Raw genomic sequence first — 16,785 nt, forward strand, 5'->3', positions numbered from 1 at the left:
GATGTGGGGTCATGGGAACAGTGCGACGTGGACCGGTCTCACCAACGGCGAGACGGACGATCGGTGTGCTCTCGCCGGTGGTCGGCGGGTTCTACTTTGGGGCCCTGATCGCTGGGGTGGCACGAGCGGCACGGGCGGCAGGTCATCGCGTGGTCGCGGTGCAGACGTACCCGGCAGGGCTCGACAGGGAGCGGTACCCGGACGAGTCGATCCTCGACGCGCCCGTGGCGCTCGGTGCCGTCGACGGCCTCGTGGTGGTCGGCAAGGCGCTGCGCAGCGACCGGCTCGCCTCCGTGCAGCAGTGGGGCCTGCCCCTCGTGCTCGTGAGCGAGGAGCCGCAGTCCGGCGACGACGCGGTCGTCCTGCCCGACAACCTCGGTGGCGTGCGCGCAGCCGTCGAGCACCTCCTCGGCCACGGGCACACGACGATCGGCTTCGTCGGCTGCCTGACGCAGCGGGACATGCGCGAGCGGTTCGCCGCCTACCGCGCGACGCTCGCGGACCACGGCATCGAGCCCCCGGACACCTGGATCTACGAGTCGTCGGACAACCACGAGCAGGGTGGCGCGGACGCCGCTGCCCGGATGCTCGCCGCCGGTTCCCCGACCACGGCAGTGATCGCCGCGACCGACCGGAACGCGATCGGGTTCCAGCGCGCGCTGCGGGCCGCCGGCCTGGTGCTCCCGCGCGACCAGGCCGTCATCGGGTTCGACCACGCCGACTCCGGTGCGCGCGTGACGCCCCGGCTGTCCACCGTCGACGCGCACTACGACCGCGTCGGAGAGACCGCGGTGTCCCTGCTGCTGTCCCGGATGCGCGGCGAGGACGTCCCCGGCGGCGAGTACCGCGCACCGTCCACCCTCGTCCTGCGCGAGTCCTGCGGGTGCACCGAGTCCGCCCGGTCGGCCCCCGCCGCGGGTGCGGGTGCGGGCAGCCGCAGCGGCTACCAGGTCCTTCGGGCCCTCGCGGGCACGGCCTTCGTGGGTCCGTCAGGCGTCGGTGGAGCTCGTCGCACGGGGGTGGCGCCCCGCGAGACGTGGTGGCACGCCGTCGTGGAGCCGATCGAGACGGCAGCGGAGCGCGGGACCGTCCCTGGGACCGCCACCCTCGCCAGGCTCGCCGACGTCACGTCCGCGATGCAGCCGCACCCCGAGGCGCTGGAACAGCTGGTCATCTGCCTGCGCGGTGTGGAGGCAGACGTGGTGGAAGCGCTCTCGCGTCCCGAGCACGAGACGGCCGTCCGGCGCGCCGTCACCGAGGTGCTCCTCGCCCTCACCAAGGGGTGCACCCGCGCCATGCTGGCCCGCAGCGGTCAGCTGGAGCGCACGATCGTCGACCAGTACGAGGTCGACATGGACCTCCTGCGCGGCGACGGTGCGAGCCCGCGAGCTCTGGGCTGGCTCCCGCGGGGCGTCCGGGGCCACGCCTGCCTCGGCCTGTGGCTCGGGGCGGACCGCGGCCCCGGGGACCGTGAGATGGAGATCGTCGGCGTGCACGACACGTCCGGCACGCTGTCGCGCCTGGTTGGCGTGCGGACGACGGCCAGCCAGTTCCCGCCCGCGGCCCTCACGCGTGCGGGCACCGTCGGGTCCAACGAGCTCACCTTCGTGGTCCCGGTGACCTTCGGGGGCAGCGACTGGGGCCTGCTGGCCATCGACGGCACCGTGGAGACACGGGCGACCAGCGCGCGGGACCGGTTCAACCACTGGGCTGCCCTGCTCGCGGTCGCGCTCGACCAGGAGCGACTGCTGGCCAACCTGCGCGAGCAGCGCCGCGCGCTGGAGCAGGCAGCCGCCCGTGAGCGTTCGTTGGCGGACACGGTGCGGGCCAGCGAGGAGCGGTACGCCCTCGCGTCCATGGCTGCGCACGACGGCACGTGGGACTGGGACGTCTCCGCCGGCACCGTGTACTACTCGCCGCGCTGGAAGCAGACGCTCGGGTACGACGACGACGTCATCGGCGACTCGCCGGGGGAGTGGCTCGAGCGCGTGCACCCCGCCGACCGCGACGAGCTGTCGGCGTCGATCGCCTCCCAGCTGGCCGGTGCCGGCTCGCCGCTCGAGCTCGAGCACCGGGTCCGGACGTCCTCCGGCGACTACCGGTGGATGCTGTGCCGCGCCGTCACCGTGCTGGACGACGCGGGCTGCCCGGCTCGCCTCGTCGGTGCGCTCGTCGACGTGACCGAGCGCAAGGAACAGGAGATCGCACTGCAGCGTGACGCGCTGCGGGACCCGGAGACCGGCCTGGTCAACCGGCTGCTGTTCCTCGACCGCCTCGGGGCCGCTGTGCTCCGGACGCGACGTTCCCCCGGCTACGACTGCGCGCTCGCGCTCGTCCGGGTCGTCGACGGCGGGGCGATCCCCACGCAGGGACGGCTCGACTCGGACGGGGACGCGCGCCTCGACCTGCATCGGGAGCTCGTCCGCCGGCTGCGCCGCCCGCTGCGCGAGGGCGACACCCCGGCGCGGATCGCGGAGGACGACTTCGTGGTGCTGCTGGACGACGTCGGCCCCGGAGGCGTGCCCGCCCGGCTCTCGCTGCTGCTCGACCAGCTGCGCCAGGAGCTCGGCTCCCGGCTCGCCATCGGCGTCCTCGGCAGCATCCGCGGGTTCCGGGACGTGGGTGAGGTGCTCCGCGAGGCGGACATCACGTTGCTGCGCGGGGCGTCGCGACAGGGCCGGTCAGGGTCGGTCCTGAGATAGCGGGACGCACGACGCCCCTGCCCCCCGGGTGACGGGAGGCAGGGGCGTCGTCGTGTCCGGTCAGCTGCGGCCGCGGGCCGGGCCGTGCGTCGGGCGCGAGGCGCCGTGGCCCGGACGCGGGCCCGCGTCGAGACGGATGCGCAGCGGTCGGCCGGCGACCCGCGTACGGGCGAGACGGTCGATCACGTCGGCGGAGAGTCCGGCGGGGATGTCGACGAGCGCGAAGCTGCCGAAGATGTCGATCTTGCCGACGTCCTTGCCGGTCAGGCCGCCCTCACCCGTGAGCGCGCCCACGAGGGCGCCCGGCTGGAGGCCGTCACGGTGCCCGACGGCGACGCGCCACCGCGGCGAGCCCCCGGCGACGTGCGTGTCGGAACGACGGCGCTCGCCACGCTCCGGACGGTCGCCACGGTCGTTGCTGCCGCCGGTGAGGTGCGCGCGCGACAGTGCGTCGTCGAGGTCGTCGCCGTGCTGGACGGCCACAGGTCCCTCGTCGCCGACGGCGAGCGCGGTCACGACCGCGAGCAGCTCGAACGGGTCGACGTCCGGGTTCTGCGCGAGGTGCACCGCGATCGCCTCGCGGTACAGGTCGAGGCGGTCCAGCTCGGCACGTGCCCCCGTGCGGGCCAGCAGGGTCTGCACCCGGTGCGCGGAGACCTCGGCGGGCGACGGGATGTCGACCTGCAGGAGCGACTGCCGTGTCGTGCGCTCGATCTGGCGCAGGCGGGACTGCTCGGACGGCGTGACGAACGACAGTGCCTCACCCTCGCGCCCGGCACGGCCCGTGCGGCCGATCCGGTGCACGTACGTCTCCGGCTCGCGCGGCACGTCGAAGTTGACGACGAGGCCGATGCGGTCGACATCGAGACCGCGTGCAGCCACGTCCGTCGCGACGAGGACGTCGAGCGCTCCCGTGCGCAGACGGTCGACGATCTTCTCGCGCTCCGTCTGCGCGACGTCACCGGAGATGTACGCCGCGGAGATGCCGCGCTCGATCAGCGCGCTGCCGACCTCCTCGGCCGCACCGCGGGTGCGCACGAACACGATCGCCGCGTCGGCGGGCGACACGGCCAGCACGCGGGCCAGCGCACCGGTCTTGTGCCGGTGCGGGACCACGGCGTACGTCTGCCGGACGCTCGTGACCGTGGACGCCTGGCGCGAGACCGTGATCTCGACCGGGCGGTTCAGGTGCTGCTCGGCGACGCGGCGGATCTGCGGCGGCATCGTGGCGGAGAACAGCGCGACCTGGCGCTCGCGAGGAGCCGCGGAGAGCACCTTGTCGACGTCCTCGGCGAAGCCCATGCGCAGCATCTCGTCGGCCTCGTCCAGCACGAGGAAGCGGACGTTGTCCATCTTCAGCGTGCGGCGGTCGAGGTGGTCGAGGACGCGGCCGGGGGTGCCGACGACGACCTGCGCACCGCGGGACAGCGCGCGCTGCTGCGGGAGGAACGGGGATCCGCCGTACACCGCGAGGACGTTCAGGCCGGGCAGGTGCGTCGCGAACGACTGGATGGCGTCGGCGACCTGCATGGCCAGCTCGCGCGTCGGGGTCAGCACGACGGCCTGGACGGCCGGGAGGTCGTAGTCGATCGCGGCGAGGAGCGGCAGACCGAACGCCGCCGTCTTGCCGGTGCCGGTCTGGGCGACGCCGACGATGTCGCGGCCGCTGAGCAGCGCCGGGACGGCCTGGGACTGGATCGCCGACGGGATGGTGAAGCCGAGGTCGGAGATCGCGGCCTCGAGGGCCGGCGGCAGACCGAGGTCGGCGAAGGTGGCGTCGGCGGGGATCTGGGAAGCGTCAGAAGGCACAGCGGACAGGGCAGAGCTCATGAAATGGGGAACCGATCATCGCGGGGCGGAGCCCTGAACCGTGCACCAGGTCGGCGAACAGCGGGTCGCAGCCCCGGACCACCCAGCGGCAACCGCTCACGCGATGCCTAGACCACACGACGCGAGGCGGGCCCCGACCGGCTCAGCGGTGGTGGCGACGCCTCGAAGGGGGACGCGACGAACTCCAGATTCGTGAAGGAGTCTACCGGTCGGACGTCCATCTAGGCAGGGTGCATTCTGTGACGTCGCGCACGACGTCACAGGTTGCGCCGTGGACCCTCGATCGCGGGGCACGCGTCCATCACCACGTCGAGCCCGGCCGCACGGGCTCGCTCGGCCGCAGCCTCGTCGACCACCCCGAGCTGGAGCCACACCGCCCCGGCGCCGATGGCGATGGCCTGGTCGACGACCTCGCCGCACAGCGAGCTGTTGACGAAGACGTCCACCACGTCGACCGGCCCGGCCACGTCCGCCAGGGACCGCACGCCGGCCGCACCGTGCACGGTCGGCGCCTGCGGATGCACGGGAACGATCTCGTGCCCGAGCGACTGGACGTACGCGGCGACGCCGTACGCGGCACGGGAGGTGTTGGTCGACAGGCCGACCACCGCCCACCGTCCGGGGACCGTGAGCAGGCGGGTGATGACCTCGGGATCGTTGCGATGGACCATCTCCGAACTGTGGCACCACCGGCGCGGTGCCGCAGCCACGAGCGCGCCGTCGTCGGACCCGCGTCCGCGGCCGCATAGGATCGACGCCGCCAGGACGAGACGGTGACGGGGGAGGCAGTGGCGAGCAACGACGTCGTCTCCACGCGCGTGCTGACCGTCCCCAACGTCATCAGCCTCGTGCGTCTGCTGCTCGTCCCGGTGTTCGCGCTGCTCATCGTGCGCGGCCACGACGGCTGGGCCGTCGCCGTGCTCGCAGTCTCCGGCGCCAGCGACTGGTTGGACGGTGTCCTCGCGCGCCGGCTCGGTCAGGTCTCCCGGCTCGGCCAGCTGCTCGACCCGGCCGCCGACCGCCTCTTCATCATCGTGACCCTCGTCGCCCTCGCCTGGAGCGGCGTCGTGCCCTGGTGGCTGCTCGGCGTCCTCGTCCTGCGGGACGTGGTCCTCGCGGTGATGCTCGTCGTGCTCGCCCGGGCAGGGTTCGCGCCGCTCCAGGTGCACCTCGCGGGCAAGGCAGGCACGTTCGCGCTGCTCTACGCGTTCCCGCTGCTCCTGCTCGCACAGTGGAGCTCGTGGGTCGGCGTCGTCGCCGGTGTCGTCGGATGGGCCTGCGCCCTGTGGGGCGTGGCGCTGTACTGGTTCTCTGCCGTCGTGTACCTGACCCAGGCGCGGCACCTCCTGCGCGAGTCCACGGACACCGCATGACGCCACGGCACGGCCCCCCGGACACCCCGCGCATCCCGGACGCGTCGATGACGCTCCTCACCGAGGTCTACCGACGGCCGCTCGACCCCGGCTACGCCGACGCCGCAGCCCGTCGCGCCGCAGGCTCGGAACCGCGACGGACACGACGGTCGACCGTCGGCCTCGTGGCGCTGGCGATCGGGCTGGGACTCGGCGCGACAGCGGCCACGCTCGCGCTGCGGCAGCCCACCAGCTCCGCACAGGAGGCGCGGCAGCTGCTGGAGTCCCAGATCGAGCAGCGCAGCGCTGACGCCGACGCGCTCCAGTCCGACATCACTACGATGTCGGACGAGATCGCCACGATGCAGGAGGAGCTCCTGGGCGACGAGGGCCAGTCCGTGCGTGACCAGATCGCCGCCGACGCGGTCGAGGCCGGGGTGTTGCCCGTGACCGGGCGCGGTCTGCGTCTCGTGCTCACCGACGCACCCTCCGACGACCCGGACGACGTGGTCATGTTGCTGCGGGTCCTGGACGTCGACCTGCAGGTCGTCGTGAACGGACTCTGGGCAGCCGGTGCCGAAGCCATCGCCGTGAACGGGCAGCGGCTCACGGCGACGACCGCGATCCGGAGCGCAGGAGACGCCGTGCTGGTCGACCTCGTCGCACTGAGCAGCCCGTACACGATCGAGGCGGTCGGCGACGCGGTCGAGATGCAGACCGAGCTGGCTCGTGCCAGCGCTGGACAGCAGCTGGCGACACTGCGCACGACCTACGGCATCGGTGTCCAGCTGTCGTCGCAGAGCGAGCTCGAGCTGCCTGGCACCGGACTCGTCACCATGTACTCCGCGACGGTGCCCACCTCGACCCCGAGTCCCGAGCCCGGAGCGATCGAGGGTGCGCCCGACGAGGCCGGTGTGGCAGGGTCTGCTGGTCCGACACGGAGGGACGGCACGTGATCGCAGTCATCGGCCTGGTCATCGGGGTCGTCGGAGGTCTGCTCCTGCAGCCCACCGTGCCCCTGGAGCTCCAGCCCTACCTGCCCATCGCCGTCGTCGCGGCCCTCGACGCCCTGTTCGGCGGGCTGCGCGCCATGCTCGACGGGATCTTCGACGACCGGGTCTTCCTCATCTCGTTCCTGTCCAACGTCGTGGTCGCCGCACTGATCGTGTTCCTCGGTGACCAGCTCGGCGTCGGCACCCAGCTGTCGACCGCCGTCGTCGTCGTCCTCGGTATCCGGATCTTCTCCAACGCCGCGTCGATCCGTCGCCACCTGTTCAAGGCGTGACGATGCAGCCACAGGACGGTCGCGACGCGCAGGACGCGACACTGCCCGGGGACGAGCCGAGCTCCGTGCCGCCCGTCGTGCCGGAGGGTCCGGCGGACGCCGAGCCGAACTCCCTGCCGCCGGTCGTGCCGGACGAGCCGGAGGACGCCGAGCCGAACTCGCTGCCGCCGGTGGTGCCGGACGAGCCGGAGGACGCCGAGCCGAACTCACTGCCGCCGGTGGTGCCGGACGAGCCGGAAGAGGCCGAGCCGAACTCCTTGCCGCCGGTCGTGCCGGACGAGACCTTGGACGACGTTCCCGGGTCACCATCGCCGGACGAGCCCGACGAACGTGACCTCCCGACGAGGACGGCCCCGGACGGCCTCGACCACCGACCGCAGGACGTCCGGGTGTTCGTCGCACCGGAGGACGAGCCGGAGGTCGCGGACGCGACCGAGGCCGGCGCCCCGGACGTCGATCCCGTCCCGGTCGAGCCACCGAGCGGGTGGGCCGTCCTCGGCCGAGCGCTGGCACCGCGGGCGACCAGGGCGCAGATCGTGGCGGCCGTCCTGTGCGCGGGCCTCGGGTTCGCCCTGGTGGCGCAGGTGCGTCAGTCGGGCGAGACCGATCTCGCCGGGATGCGACAGGGCGACCTCGTCCGCATCCTCGACGAGACGACGAACCGGGGGGACGCGCTCGCGCGTGAGGCCGCCGACCTGGCACGGGAGCGCGACGACCTGCTCTCCGGGTCGGACCGCCGCCAGGCGGCACTGGACGCCCTGCGCCGCAGTGCCGAGACGCAGGGGATCCTCGCCGGTCGGCTGCCGGCCGAGGGCCCGGGGGTGATCGTCACCCTCACGGAGTCCGACCGGCCCATCAAGCCGTTCACGATGCTCAACATGCTCGAGGAGATGCGCAACGCCGGGGCTGAGGCGATCCAGCTGAACGACCAGCGCATCACGGCGAGCAGCGCGTTCACCGGGACCGGCGGCGCGGTGGTGCTCGACGGAGTCGAGCTGAGCGCCCCGTACCGGTGGATCGCGATCGGCGACCCGGACAACATCGCGCCGGCGCTGCAGATCCCCGGCGGCGCGATGGCGCAGGTGCGCAACAACGGCGGCAAGGGGACCGTGGACCAGCTGGACCACGTCGAGGTCGACGCGGTGCGTTCCGTGCCGGATCCCGTGTACGCGACCCCGGTCCCTCCGCAGGGGGATTAGTCCCGATCTGCGCGGCCACCAGCGCGATCGTGCCCGGCGAGAGCGTGGGACGTGCTGCGCCGACCCGCTCGGTCCGCATAGGGTGTGCCTGACCCCGAGGCACACCGGTGGTCGACGTGAAGAACGGGCCCGGGAGGTGGCATGAGCGGCGAAGACCCGCAGGTCGGGCGTCCAGCCCACGGACCCGACACGACGATGAGCTTCGGAGCGATCGAGCCGGTCGAGATCGAGGCGTCGGCGCCTGTCGGACTGACGCCGGACGAGGTCGCTGCCGTGCACGCGCTCCCGCCGACGTCGGCCCTCCTGGTCATGCAGCGGGGCCCCAGCGCCGGGGCGCGGTTCCTCCTCGACGCGGAGCGGACCGTCGCGGGCCGGTCGACGGCAGCCGACATCTTCCTCGACGACGTGACGGTGTCGCGCAAGCACGCGGAGTTCGTCCGCGAGGGGACGACGTTCGCCGTCCGGGACATCGGCTCGCTGAACGGCACCTACGTCAACCGGTCCCGGATCGACCAGTCCGTGCTGCGCTCCGGCGACGAGGTGCAGATCGGCAAGTACCGCATGACGTTCCACCCCAGCCCGCACCGCGACGCGGCCGGCGCGTGACCGGCCGTTTCCGGACGCTCGGCCTGAGAGGGTTCGCCTCGTGACGAACGCCCGCGCGCAGCGCGTCCAGGCTCCGACTGCGGACGTGACCACCCGCGACGGTGAGCACGAGCCGTGGCCCCGTGGCATCTCGCGTCGCGCCTCGATGCGGATCTCCGACGTGCTCGCGTCGTTGCAGATCGAGTTCCCCGCGGTCACGACCTCCAAGCTGCGCTTCCTCGAGGAGCAGGGGCTCGTCGAGCCGGTGCGGACCGCAGCCGGGTACCGGCAGTACTCGCCCGCCGACATCGAGCGGCTGCGGTTCGTGCTCCGCCAGCAGCGCGACAGGTACATGCCGTTGAAGGTCATCGGCGACCGACTCGCGGCTCTCGACGCCGGCGAGGAGGACGAGCCCGCCCCGCGCGCACGGCTCGCGACGCGTGACGGGGTCCGCGAGGTCGCAGGGACGCGATGGACGATCGACGTGCTCGCGCGCGAGTCCGGGGTCGAGGTGGGCTTCGTCGAGGAGCTCGTCACCGCGGGCGTGCTGCGGGTGCACCGCTCCGGGTCGTTCGACCTGTGGGCGAGGGAGATCGTGGTCGCCGCCGCGGCCCTGGCCGAGCACGGCATCGACGCGCGTCATCTCCGGCAGTTCCGCACGTCGGCGGACCGCCAGGCGGATCTGGTCGAGCAGGTCGTCACGCCGTGGCGTGGCCAGCGCAGCGCGTCGTCGCGTGCGCGCGCGAGCACGTTGGCGGCCGAGGTGGGCGAGCTGTGCACGCAGATGCACACCGCGCTCGTGCGCGCGGCCGTGGCCGACCTGACCCCGTGACGGGCACCTGACTCACTTCGCGAGCCCGTGGGGGGCGCCGGATCGCCGTCCGCGTCGTAGCGTGGGCTGCATGGGAGAGGACGCCGAGCTGGTTCCGGTCGAGATCGTCGGCGTGCGCCAGCATCTCGCCGACGAGGAGATCGTCGTGCTGCTCCTCGACCCGGACTCCGAGCTCCTCGTCCCGATCCTCATCGGGCCGGCCGAGGCGAGTGCCATCGCCTCCGCCCAGGCAGGGATCGTGCCCCCGCGGCCGATGACGCACGACCTCCTGCGTGACGTGCTGATCGCGACGGGCTCCGGCCTGAGCCGCGTCGAGATCACCCGGCTCGAGGACGGCGTGTTCCATGCCGAGCTCGTCCTGCGCACGGGGCCGCGCGTGGACTCGCGCGCCTCGGACGCGATCGCGATGGCGTTGCGGTTCGGGTGTCCCGTCCTGTGCTCCGCCGAGGTCGTGGCCGTGGCGGGTGTGGAGGTGCGGACCACCACGTCGGAACAGGATCTCGAGCGGTTCCGACGGTTCCTGGACGTCGTCACGCCGGAGGACTTCACCACGGGGGTGGAACCGGACGACCAGGGTGGCGGAGAGGCTCGGTGAGCCGGCGCCGACGGTTGCTCGTGGGTACTGAGGACCAAACCTTCGCGTTCAGGTCGAAGGTAAGACTCGCCCGTCGCGACACGCCCGTGGGCGTCATGGCGTCTGCACCCCCACGGGCCTAGTCTGACAAGCAGCCGGGGGAGATGTCCGCCGACCGGCGTGCGACGAGTGGAGGATTCGTGACCAGCAACGAGAGCGCCGAGAGCGTCAGCGGGGCAGTGCCGCAGCGCGCTCAGGGCATGCTGTTCGACGACGACCTCCCTGACCTCGACACCGCGACCGGCTACCGCGGACCCACCGCGTGCCGGGCCGCCGGCATCACCTACCGCCAGCTCGACTACTGGGCGCGTACCGGGCTCGTCGAGCCGTCGATCCGTCCGGCGACCGGTTCGGGCACGCAGCGGCTGTACAGCTTCCGGGACATCCTCGTCCTCAAGGTGGTCAAGCGTCTGCTCGACACCGGCGTCTCCTTGCAGCAGATCCGCACGGCGGTGAGCCACCTGCGCGAGCGCGGGGTCGACGACCTCGCCCAGATCACGCTGATGTCCGACGGCGCGAGCGTCTACGAGTGCACGTCCGCCGACGAGGTGATCGACCTCGTCCAGGGTGGCCAGGGTGTCTTCGGCATCGCGGTCGGTCGGGTCTGGCGGGAGGTCGAGGGCACCCTCGCCGCGCTGCCGACCGAACGGGCGGACGAGGAGGACGAGGTCGTCATCCAGCCGTCGGCGCACGACGAGCTCGCACTGCGTCGTCAGGCGCGCACCGCAGGCTGAGCCACGCACCTCGAGAGCGGCTGCCCGTCCGGGTGGCCGCTCTTCGTGCGTCAGTGCCGGGGTGCGCGCAGGGCCCGGTCGAGCAACGCGTCGAACGTGCGCGCCAGCTCGGCGGCTGCGGCACCGGGCCACGCGTGCACCGGCTGCGCGGCGCCCTGAGCCTGCTGGAGTGCTGCGCGTTCTGGCACCGGGGGAGTGAGGACCAGCGGTCCGTAGAGCGTCTGCAGCTCCTCGAGGCGGAACGCCTGCTCGATCGAGCGGGACCGGACCCGGTTGACGACGATGCCGAGAGGCTGGAGCGCGGGTGCCGGACCGCGACGGAGCTCGTCGATGGTGCGCATCGCCCGCCCGACCGCCATGACCGCGAACAGTCCGGGCTCGGTGACGACGAGCGCGCGGTCGCAGGCTGCCAGTCCGGTCCGTGTGAGCCCACCGAGGGACGGCGGGCAGTCGATGACCACGAGGTCGTACCCGTGGACCCACGAGAGCGCATAGCGCAGTCGGTCGACGTCGGTGCCGTCGAGCCGGTCGTGCACGGCGGACCGTTCCGAGCCGGCGAGGACGTCGAGACCGTCGTCGGCCCAGGAGGACAGCACGGTCGCCGCGGCCATGGTCGACTCGCCGGGCTCGTCGAGGACCGACGCGACGTCGCCTGCCTGCGGCCGTGCCCCGAGCGCCATGGTGCTGTCGCCCTGGGGGTCCAGGTCGATCACCAACGTGCGCAGCCCGCGTTCGAGGGCCGCCGACGCCAGACCGAGGGTGATCGACGTCTTGCCCACGCCACCCTTGAGACTGCACACCCCGAGCACCAGCACGTGCGCAACCGTATCCGGGCGACGCGTCGGGAGCGAAACGCCGCGCGCGTTCGTGCTGGTCAGGCGAGACTGCTCGGATGAGCATCCGCCTGACGCGCTGGGGACATGCCTGCATCCGACTCGACCGCGGGGCCGACCGCCTGGTCATCGACCCGGGGGTCTTCTCCGACCTCCCCGGTGCGCTCGACGGGGTGGAGGCGGTCCTCGTCACGCACGAGCACCCCGACCACGTCGCCACGGAGCCCGTCGTGGAGGCGGTCCAAGGTGGCGTGCACGTGTGGGCTCCGCAGTCGGTGGTCGACGTGCTGGTCGAGGCCGGTGCACCCGAGGATCGCGTCCACCCGGTCCGCGCGGGTGAGACGTTCTCCGCCGGCGGTTTCGACGTGGTGACACTGGGGGAGTGGCACGCCCTGGTCCACCAGGACGTGCCGCGCATCCACAACGTGGGCTACCTCGTCGAGGGCGTGCTCCACCCGGGTGACGCCTACGTCGACGCCGCGGGTGCCTCGGTCGACGTGCTCTGCACACCGCTCGGCGCGCCGTGGCTCAAGCTGGGCGAGGTCGTCGACTACGTCCGCACCATCGGGCCGGGCCGGGTGGTGGTGGTCCACGACGCCCTGCTCAGTGCGATCGGCCAGGGGATGGCGATCGGTCTGCTCGGTCGGCTCGGCGGCGCGGGGGACCCGATCTCGCTCGACCCGGGCGACGGCATCGACCTCTGAGCCCGCTCCGCTGTCGCTGCACCTGCCCCGCCCGTACGGTGGTCGCGACGGAAGGAGACCCCTGTGACGGAGTCCGTGGAGCACGAGGTGCCCGAGCTCGAGTACGACGAGACCGTGCCGCCCCGGCCGGAGGAGGAGATCGCGGACGCTGCGCGCGCCGTCCCTGATCCTGCCGGGCACGGTGGCGCACCCGCAGGCGAGCCGACGGCACGCGACGAGCCCTGAGCGCCCATTCCTCCGACCTGAGGCATCCTGTGACTGTGCTTGTCCAACAGGTGGTGGAGAACGACTGGCGACTTGTCCAGGATGTCCGGTTGCGCGCCCTGCGTGAGGACCCGAACGTGTTCGGAGCGTCGCTGACCAGGGAGGAACGGTTCACCGAGTCCCACTGGCGGATGCGTGTGCGGACGACGACGACCTGGGTCGCCGTGGACGACGACGGCGTGGGCCGCGGGATCGTCACGATGATGCAGGAGCCCGGATCGCCGGTGGACGACCGGCACGTCGTCGCCCTCTGGGTGGCACCGGAGTCGCGTCGGCACGGCGTCGGCTGGTCCTTGCTCGACGCCGTGCGACAGGCGGCCGTCGCACAGGACGCCCGGACCGTGTCGCTCTGGCTGCTCGACGGCAACCATGCCGCGGGCGACCTGTTCGTGCGGGCCGGCTTCACGCGTACCGGCGAGCGGCAGGTGGTCCCGCGGGACCAGACGCAGACCGAGGAACGGTACGTCCTGACCCTGCGGGACGCCGCGCCCGCGTGATGACGCCGTCCGTCCGCTCAGAAGTGGCCGTTGACGTTCGCCGTGCTGGCGCTCCACCCGTTCGAGGCGCTGACCTTGGCGAAGATCTCGTCGCGTCCTTCCGGGTCCTCGTTGAGGGTGCCGTGCCAGACGAGCACCTCCATGGAGAACTCTCCGGTCGGGGTGTTGGTGGTGCGCGAGACCTGCAGGTCGTCGTTGAACACCGGGTCATCGCCGATGAGGCGCATGCCGACCCTGACCCCGGCTCCGTTGTGCACGTGGCCTGAGACGACGACGACGTAGTAGCCCGGGTGGTCCCACGACGGGCTGATGAAGAGCTCGGCGTAGGAGCTCACAGCCGCGGCGGGTCCCGCCGAGGCGATGGTTCCCGAGCCGGCCAGGACGACCGCCGTCGCAGCGACGGCAAGCTTGTGGCGCAGATGCATGATGACCTCCTCGTCGGGTGGCCGCGTCGTCGCGGCCCGTGCGAAGGAGGAGGCCGTCGCGAGCCAGGCAGATACCGGGGGGTGGCCGACGTTATGTCATAACGTGCAGTCGGTGTCGATGGCTCGACGGTCGGGCGTCCGAGGACGTCACGGGCGCGGCACCTGGTCTGCAGGCCCGCAGGCGTCCCGGACGGGTGCTCGTGGGCGCCGTCGAACGGAGCGGACGCGATCGCCGGGCGCCACGGAGCCTGGCATTCGGCACGGCTCGTGGTGGCGACCAGGAACGACCCCTTCCCAGCGTGGAATCATGGCGTTACGCACATAGGCGGCACTATGCGAGAAACATAGAGAACGCTCGCCCGCACCCCCACACGGTGGGACGGTCGACGGACCTCAGGCGACGTCGAGGTACAGCGCCGTGAGACCCGCCAGCAGCGGCCCCAGGATGACGATCCCGGCAGTGAGCTCCTTGAGGAGCGTCGCGTTCAGGCCGAGCTGTTCTTCGATCGTCGTGCGGTTGGCGAGCTCGGCGGCGACCTCCGCGTCGGCCACGGTTGCCAAGGGCGACAGGACCGACAGCAGCGTGTAGCCCTCCGTCTGCAGTGCCTGGCGCGCGAACCCGTACACCACCGCGACGAAGACGGTCCCCGTCAGGCCGAAGATGACGACCGTGGCCACCGGTGCGGGTTCCCGTCCTACGGGCAGGCTCATCTGACCCGCTGCACCGAGTGCGAGGGTCGCCAGAGCCACGAGGCCACCCAGCGGTGGCAGCATGCTCCGCGCGATGTCCCGAAGCGTCAGGTACTCCTGCACGCGGGCGCCGAGGTGGATTCCCGGCGGCACGGAACGGACTGCGCTGCGGACGTCGACGAGCGCCGCAGCGATGGGGCTCGACCCCAGGATGGCGACAATGACGAGGACACCGCCCCGCACGGACCCGGCCGAGGGATCGCGAGCCAGCGTCGCCGTCACCACTGCCGTGAGGAGCAGGACGAGCGCGAAGCTCAGGTGGTGGGTCGTCTGTCGTGGGACGGCGCGGATCGAGTGGATCAGCCGGTCTCGGCGTCGGCCGAGATCGAGGCAGCAGCCCGACGCGACGGTCAGGGCCGTGGCGAGGATGCCCCACGCGACGAACGGGTCGTCCCTCCACGGACGGTCGCGGCCCGTCGACGCCCAGACGACCACCGACACGCCGAGGACCAGTCCGCCCGCGATCGAGATCGCGAGCCGGAGCCAGGCATGCCAGCGCTGACGCGCTCGGTCCCGACGCTCGCCCGTCGCCCCCACACCTCGAGCGTTCCGCAGCGCGTCGGCGGAGTCCAGAGCGCTCGGCGCCCTCGTGATCGCGAGACCGGCGTGAGGCTCCACAGCGCTCCCCCACGGCTCACGTCACGCGGGCGCTCCGGGACACTATGCGCGCAACTGCGGCGCGGCGCCGCCCTCGGCGCGTGGAGCCGACCTACGGTGCGACGCATGGGTGTGCCGCTGAGCGAGGTCGTCGACCAGTTCCTCATCGACCGTGCGACGCTCACGCGCCGTGGCCTCACGGAGAGCTCACGGGAGAACTACCGCCGGGACATCGTCGTGTGGGCCACCGTGATCGCCCGCCAGACCGGACGGCTCGGCGACAAGCCCACAGCCGAGGACCCCGCTCCGCTGACCGTCGTCCTCGTCGACGACCTGACCGAGACGCAGATCAAGAACGCGTACCGCGTCATCCGTCTCCAGGAAGCCGTGAGCACGACGCAGCGCCGGGTCGGCACGCTGCGGCTGCTGTGCCACTGGCTCCAGCTGGAGGGGCATCTCGGCGTCGACCCGACGCTGCGCATCGAGGCGCCCGAGCGCCCGGTCCGTCTGCCTGCCGGCTGGAACGACGACGAGCTCGAGCGGCTCGCCGACGCGGTGTGGGAGGAGCGCAAGGCTCACGCCCGCCGCTGGCCCGCCCTGGAGCGCGCCACGTTCGCGCTGCTGTCCACCACGGGCGTCCGTGCCGCCGAGCTGTGCGCAGTCTCCGAGCAGTCGCTCCGGCGCGACTCCGGCGGCGAGGTCGTCATGTCGGTGATCGGGAAGGGCAACCGGCAGCGGATCGTCCCGGTGCCCCCGGAGGCGATCACGTTCGTCGAGGAGTACCTCCAGGAGCGCACCGCACGGTTCGGCACGCTGCCGGCCGCCTCTCCCCTGCTGCGTCGGGCCGACGGCGTCCCGCTCACGCGTGGCGCCCTCCGCCACCTCGTCGACGGGTGGATCGCCCGCTCCGGGGTGCCCAAGCAGGAGGGCGAGTCGGCGCACGGTTTCCGGCACACCTACGCCAAGGGACTGATCCGCTCCGGGGTGCCCGCGCCCGCGGTGCAGGCGCTCCTCGGCCACGAGGACCTGAAGACCACCGGCATCTACGTGAAGGCCACGGCGGCCGACGTCCGCGACGCCGCCCTCCTCTCCCCCGCCCGACAGGTGCTGCGCGCGCGCACCCGGTAGGAGATTCAGGCGACGGCCTTCTTCACCAGCTCCGCGATGTGCTTCTCGTCGGCTGCCGTGAGCGAGACGAGTGCGAACGCCGTCGGCCACATCGAGCCGTCGTCCAGCTTCGCGTCCTCGTTGAAGCCGAGGGTCGCGTACCGCGTCTTGAACTTCGAGGCCGCCTGGAAGAAGACGATGACCTTGCCTTCCTTGGTGGCGTAGGCGGGTTGCCCGTACCAGGTCTTGGGCAGGAGGTCGGGTGCGGTCTCGGTGACGATGGCGTGGATGCGCTCCGCCATCACGCGGTCGCCGGAGTCCATCTCGGCGATCTTGGCGAGCAGGTCCTTCTCGCCGTTGGCCGCCTTCGAGCCGCGGCGGGTCTCCTTGGCGCGTTCCTTCATCGCGTCGCGCTCTTCCTCGGTGAACGCTCCGGCCTTCTTGCTCTCAGGCAT

The 16,785-nt window shown here is 72.3% G+C and carries 19 protein-coding genes; 13 read left to right on the forward strand and 6 right to left on the reverse strand.

Going from position 1 to position 16,785, the window contains the following annotated elements:
- Positions 1-11 precede the first annotated feature (11 nt).
- Complete coding sequence (locus tag ASF78_RS01515) at positions 12-2,702, forward strand: substrate-binding domain-containing protein (protein WP_056584061.1); 2,691 nt, start codon at positions 12-14, stop codon at positions 2,700-2,702.
- A gap of 60 nt (positions 2,703-2,762) precedes the next feature.
- On the opposite strand, the gene ASF78_RS01520 is transcribed toward ASF78_RS01515, so the two are convergent.
- Positions 2,763-4,532 carry a DEAD/DEAH box helicase gene (locus tag ASF78_RS01520; protein ID WP_056584064.1) on the reverse strand — a complete coding sequence of 590 codons (1,770 nt, stop codon included), beginning with the start codon at positions 4,530-4,532 and terminating at the stop codon, positions 2,763-2,765.
- 257 nt (positions 4,533-4,789) lie between these two features.
- Positions 4,790-5,203 carry a CoA-binding protein gene (locus ASF78_RS01525; protein ID WP_056584067.1) on the reverse strand — a complete coding sequence of 138 codons (414 nt, stop codon included), beginning with the start codon at positions 5,201-5,203 and terminating at the stop codon, positions 4,790-4,792.
- Between the two features lie 102 nt (positions 5,204-5,305).
- On the opposite strand from ASF78_RS01525, the gene ASF78_RS01530 reads away from it, so the two are divergent.
- The 8 genes from ASF78_RS01530 to ASF78_RS01565 all read left to right on the forward strand — a co-directional run bounded on the left by ASF78_RS01530 (position 5,306) and on the right by ASF78_RS01565 (position 11,153).
- Positions 5,306-5,905 carry a CDP-alcohol phosphatidyltransferase family protein gene (locus ASF78_RS01530; protein WP_235518340.1) on the forward strand — a complete coding sequence of 200 codons (600 nt, stop codon included), beginning with the start codon at positions 5,306-5,308 and terminating at the stop codon, positions 5,903-5,905.
- The gene (locus tag ASF78_RS01535; RefSeq protein WP_056584072.1) at positions 5,902-6,840 is read left to right on the forward strand and encodes a DUF881 domain-containing protein; all 939 of its coding nucleotides are present in this window, start codon (positions 5,902-5,904) and stop codon (positions 6,838-6,840) included. Before ASF78_RS01530 ends, ASF78_RS01535 begins: the two co-directional genes overlap by 4 nt.
- Positions 6,837-7,169, forward strand: a complete 333-nt coding sequence (locus tag ASF78_RS01540; protein WP_056027523.1) for a small basic family protein — start codon at positions 6,837-6,839, stop codon at positions 7,167-7,169. The genes ASF78_RS01535 and ASF78_RS01540 overlap by 4 nt, the downstream gene beginning before the upstream one ends.
- Positions 7,170-7,171: 2 nt before the next feature.
- Positions 7,172-8,368, forward strand: a complete 1,197-nt coding sequence (locus ASF78_RS01545; protein ID WP_156373997.1) for a DUF881 domain-containing protein — start codon at positions 7,172-7,174, stop codon at positions 8,366-8,368.
- A 141-nt stretch (positions 8,369-8,509) separates the two neighbouring features.
- Positions 8,510-8,974, forward strand: coding sequence for an FHA domain-containing protein (locus tag ASF78_RS01550; RefSeq protein WP_056584078.1), 465 nt, complete (start codon positions 8,510-8,512; stop codon positions 8,972-8,974).
- Positions 8,975-9,014: 40 nt separating this feature from the next.
- Complete coding sequence (locus tag ASF78_RS01555; RefSeq protein WP_235518341.1) at positions 9,015-9,785, forward strand: MerR family transcriptional regulator; 771 nt, start codon at positions 9,015-9,017, stop codon at positions 9,783-9,785.
- Between the two features lie 70 nt (positions 9,786-9,855).
- Positions 9,856-10,380, forward strand: a complete 525-nt coding sequence (locus ASF78_RS01560; RefSeq protein WP_056584083.1) for a bifunctional nuclease family protein — start codon at positions 9,856-9,858, stop codon at positions 10,378-10,380.
- A 179-nt stretch (positions 10,381-10,559) separates the two neighbouring features.
- Entirely contained in the window at positions 10,560-11,153 is a 594-nt protein-coding gene (locus ASF78_RS01565; RefSeq protein WP_056584087.1) for a MerR family transcriptional regulator, read from the forward strand.
- Positions 11,154-11,203: 50 nt separating this feature from the next.
- Here the strand turns inward: ASF78_RS01565 and ASF78_RS01570 are convergent, their stop codons facing one another.
- A complete protein-coding gene (locus ASF78_RS01570; protein WP_056584091.1) occupies positions 11,204-11,968 on the reverse strand; it encodes a ParA family protein in 765 nt (254 codons plus the stop codon).
- A 77-nt stretch (positions 11,969-12,045) separates the two neighbouring features.
- Here ASF78_RS01570 and ASF78_RS01575 point away from each other — a divergent pair, with 77 nt between their 5' ends.
- The 3 genes from ASF78_RS01575 (at position 12,046) to ASF78_RS01580 (ending at position 13,451) form a co-directional block, all read left to right on the forward strand.
- The gene (locus ASF78_RS01575) at positions 12,046-12,690 is read left to right on the forward strand and encodes an MBL fold metallo-hydrolase (protein WP_056584093.1); all 645 of its coding nucleotides are present in this window, start codon (positions 12,046-12,048) and stop codon (positions 12,688-12,690) included.
- Positions 12,691-12,753: 63 nt separating this feature from the next.
- Complete coding sequence (locus tag ASF78_RS22670; RefSeq protein ID WP_200940508.1) at positions 12,754-12,915, forward strand: hypothetical protein; 162 nt, start codon at positions 12,754-12,756, stop codon at positions 12,913-12,915.
- Positions 12,916-13,004: 89 nt separating this feature from the next.
- On the forward strand, positions 13,005-13,451 hold the full coding sequence (locus ASF78_RS01580; RefSeq protein ID WP_235518342.1) for a GNAT family N-acetyltransferase: 447 nt from the start codon (positions 13,005-13,007) through the stop codon (positions 13,449-13,451).
- A 17-nt stretch (positions 13,452-13,468) separates the two neighbouring features.
- On the opposite strand, the gene ASF78_RS01585 is transcribed toward ASF78_RS01580, so the two are convergent.
- Positions 13,469-13,876 (reverse strand): hypothetical protein, encoded by a 408-nt coding sequence (locus tag ASF78_RS01585; protein ID WP_056584100.1) that lies wholly within the window; start codon positions 13,874-13,876, stop codon positions 13,469-13,471.
- Between the two features lie 393 nt (positions 13,877-14,269).
- Positions 14,270-15,244, reverse strand: a complete 975-nt coding sequence (locus ASF78_RS01590; RefSeq protein ID WP_056584102.1) for a hypothetical protein — start codon at positions 15,242-15,244, stop codon at positions 14,270-14,272.
- Between the two features lie 105 nt (positions 15,245-15,349).
- On the opposite strand from ASF78_RS01590, the gene ASF78_RS01595 reads away from it, so the two are divergent.
- Positions 15,350-16,351, forward strand: coding sequence for a tyrosine-type recombinase/integrase (locus ASF78_RS01595; protein WP_056584104.1), 1,002 nt, complete (start codon positions 15,350-15,352; stop codon positions 16,349-16,351).
- Between the two features lie 5 nt (positions 16,352-16,356).
- On the opposite strand, the gene ASF78_RS01600 is transcribed toward ASF78_RS01595, so the two are convergent.
- Positions 16,357-16,785, reverse strand: coding sequence for an iron chaperone (locus tag ASF78_RS01600; protein ID WP_056584107.1), 429 nt, complete (start codon positions 16,783-16,785; stop codon positions 16,357-16,359).

The organism is Cellulomonas sp. Leaf334, assembly GCF_001424195.1.
In the GTDB taxonomy this organism is placed as follows: Bacteria; Actinomycetota; Actinomycetes; order Actinomycetales; family Cellulomonadaceae; genus Cellulomonas.

Coding starts and splice junctions, on each gene's coding strand:
- ASF78_RS01515 (WP_056584061.1), top strand. CDS start 12: ATGGGAACAGTGCGACGTGGACCGGTCTCACCAACGGCGAGACGGACG.
- ASF78_RS01520 (WP_056584064.1), bottom strand. CDS start 4,532: ATGAGCTCTGCCCTGTCCGCTGTGCCTTCTGACGCTTCCCAGATCCCC.
- ASF78_RS01525 (WP_056584067.1), bottom strand. CDS start 5,203: ATGGTCCATCGCAACGATCCCGAGGTCATCACCCGCCTGCTCACGGTC.
- ASF78_RS01535 (WP_056584072.1), top strand. CDS start 5,902: ATGACGCCACGGCACGGCCCCCCGGACACCCCGCGCATCCCGGACGCG.
- ASF78_RS01545 (WP_156373997.1), top strand. CDS start 7,172: ATGCAGCCACAGGACGGTCGCGACGCGCAGGACGCGACACTGCCCGGG.
- ASF78_RS01550 (WP_056584078.1), top strand. CDS start 8,510: ATGAGCGGCGAAGACCCGCAGGTCGGGCGTCCAGCCCACGGACCCGAC.
- ASF78_RS01560 (WP_056584083.1), top strand. CDS start 9,856: ATGGGAGAGGACGCCGAGCTGGTTCCGGTCGAGATCGTCGGCGTGCGC.
- ASF78_RS01575 (WP_056584093.1), top strand. CDS start 12,046: ATGAGCATCCGCCTGACGCGCTGGGGACATGCCTGCATCCGACTCGAC.
- ASF78_RS01585 (WP_056584100.1), bottom strand. CDS start 13,876: ATGCATCTGCGCCACAAGCTTGCCGTCGCTGCGACGGCGGTCGTCCTG.
- ASF78_RS01595 (WP_056584104.1), top strand. CDS start 15,350: ATGGGTGTGCCGCTGAGCGAGGTCGTCGACCAGTTCCTCATCGACCGT.
- ASF78_RS01600 (WP_056584107.1), bottom strand. CDS start 16,785: ATGCCTGAGAGCAAGAAGGCCGGAGCGTTCACCGAGGAAGAGCGCGAC.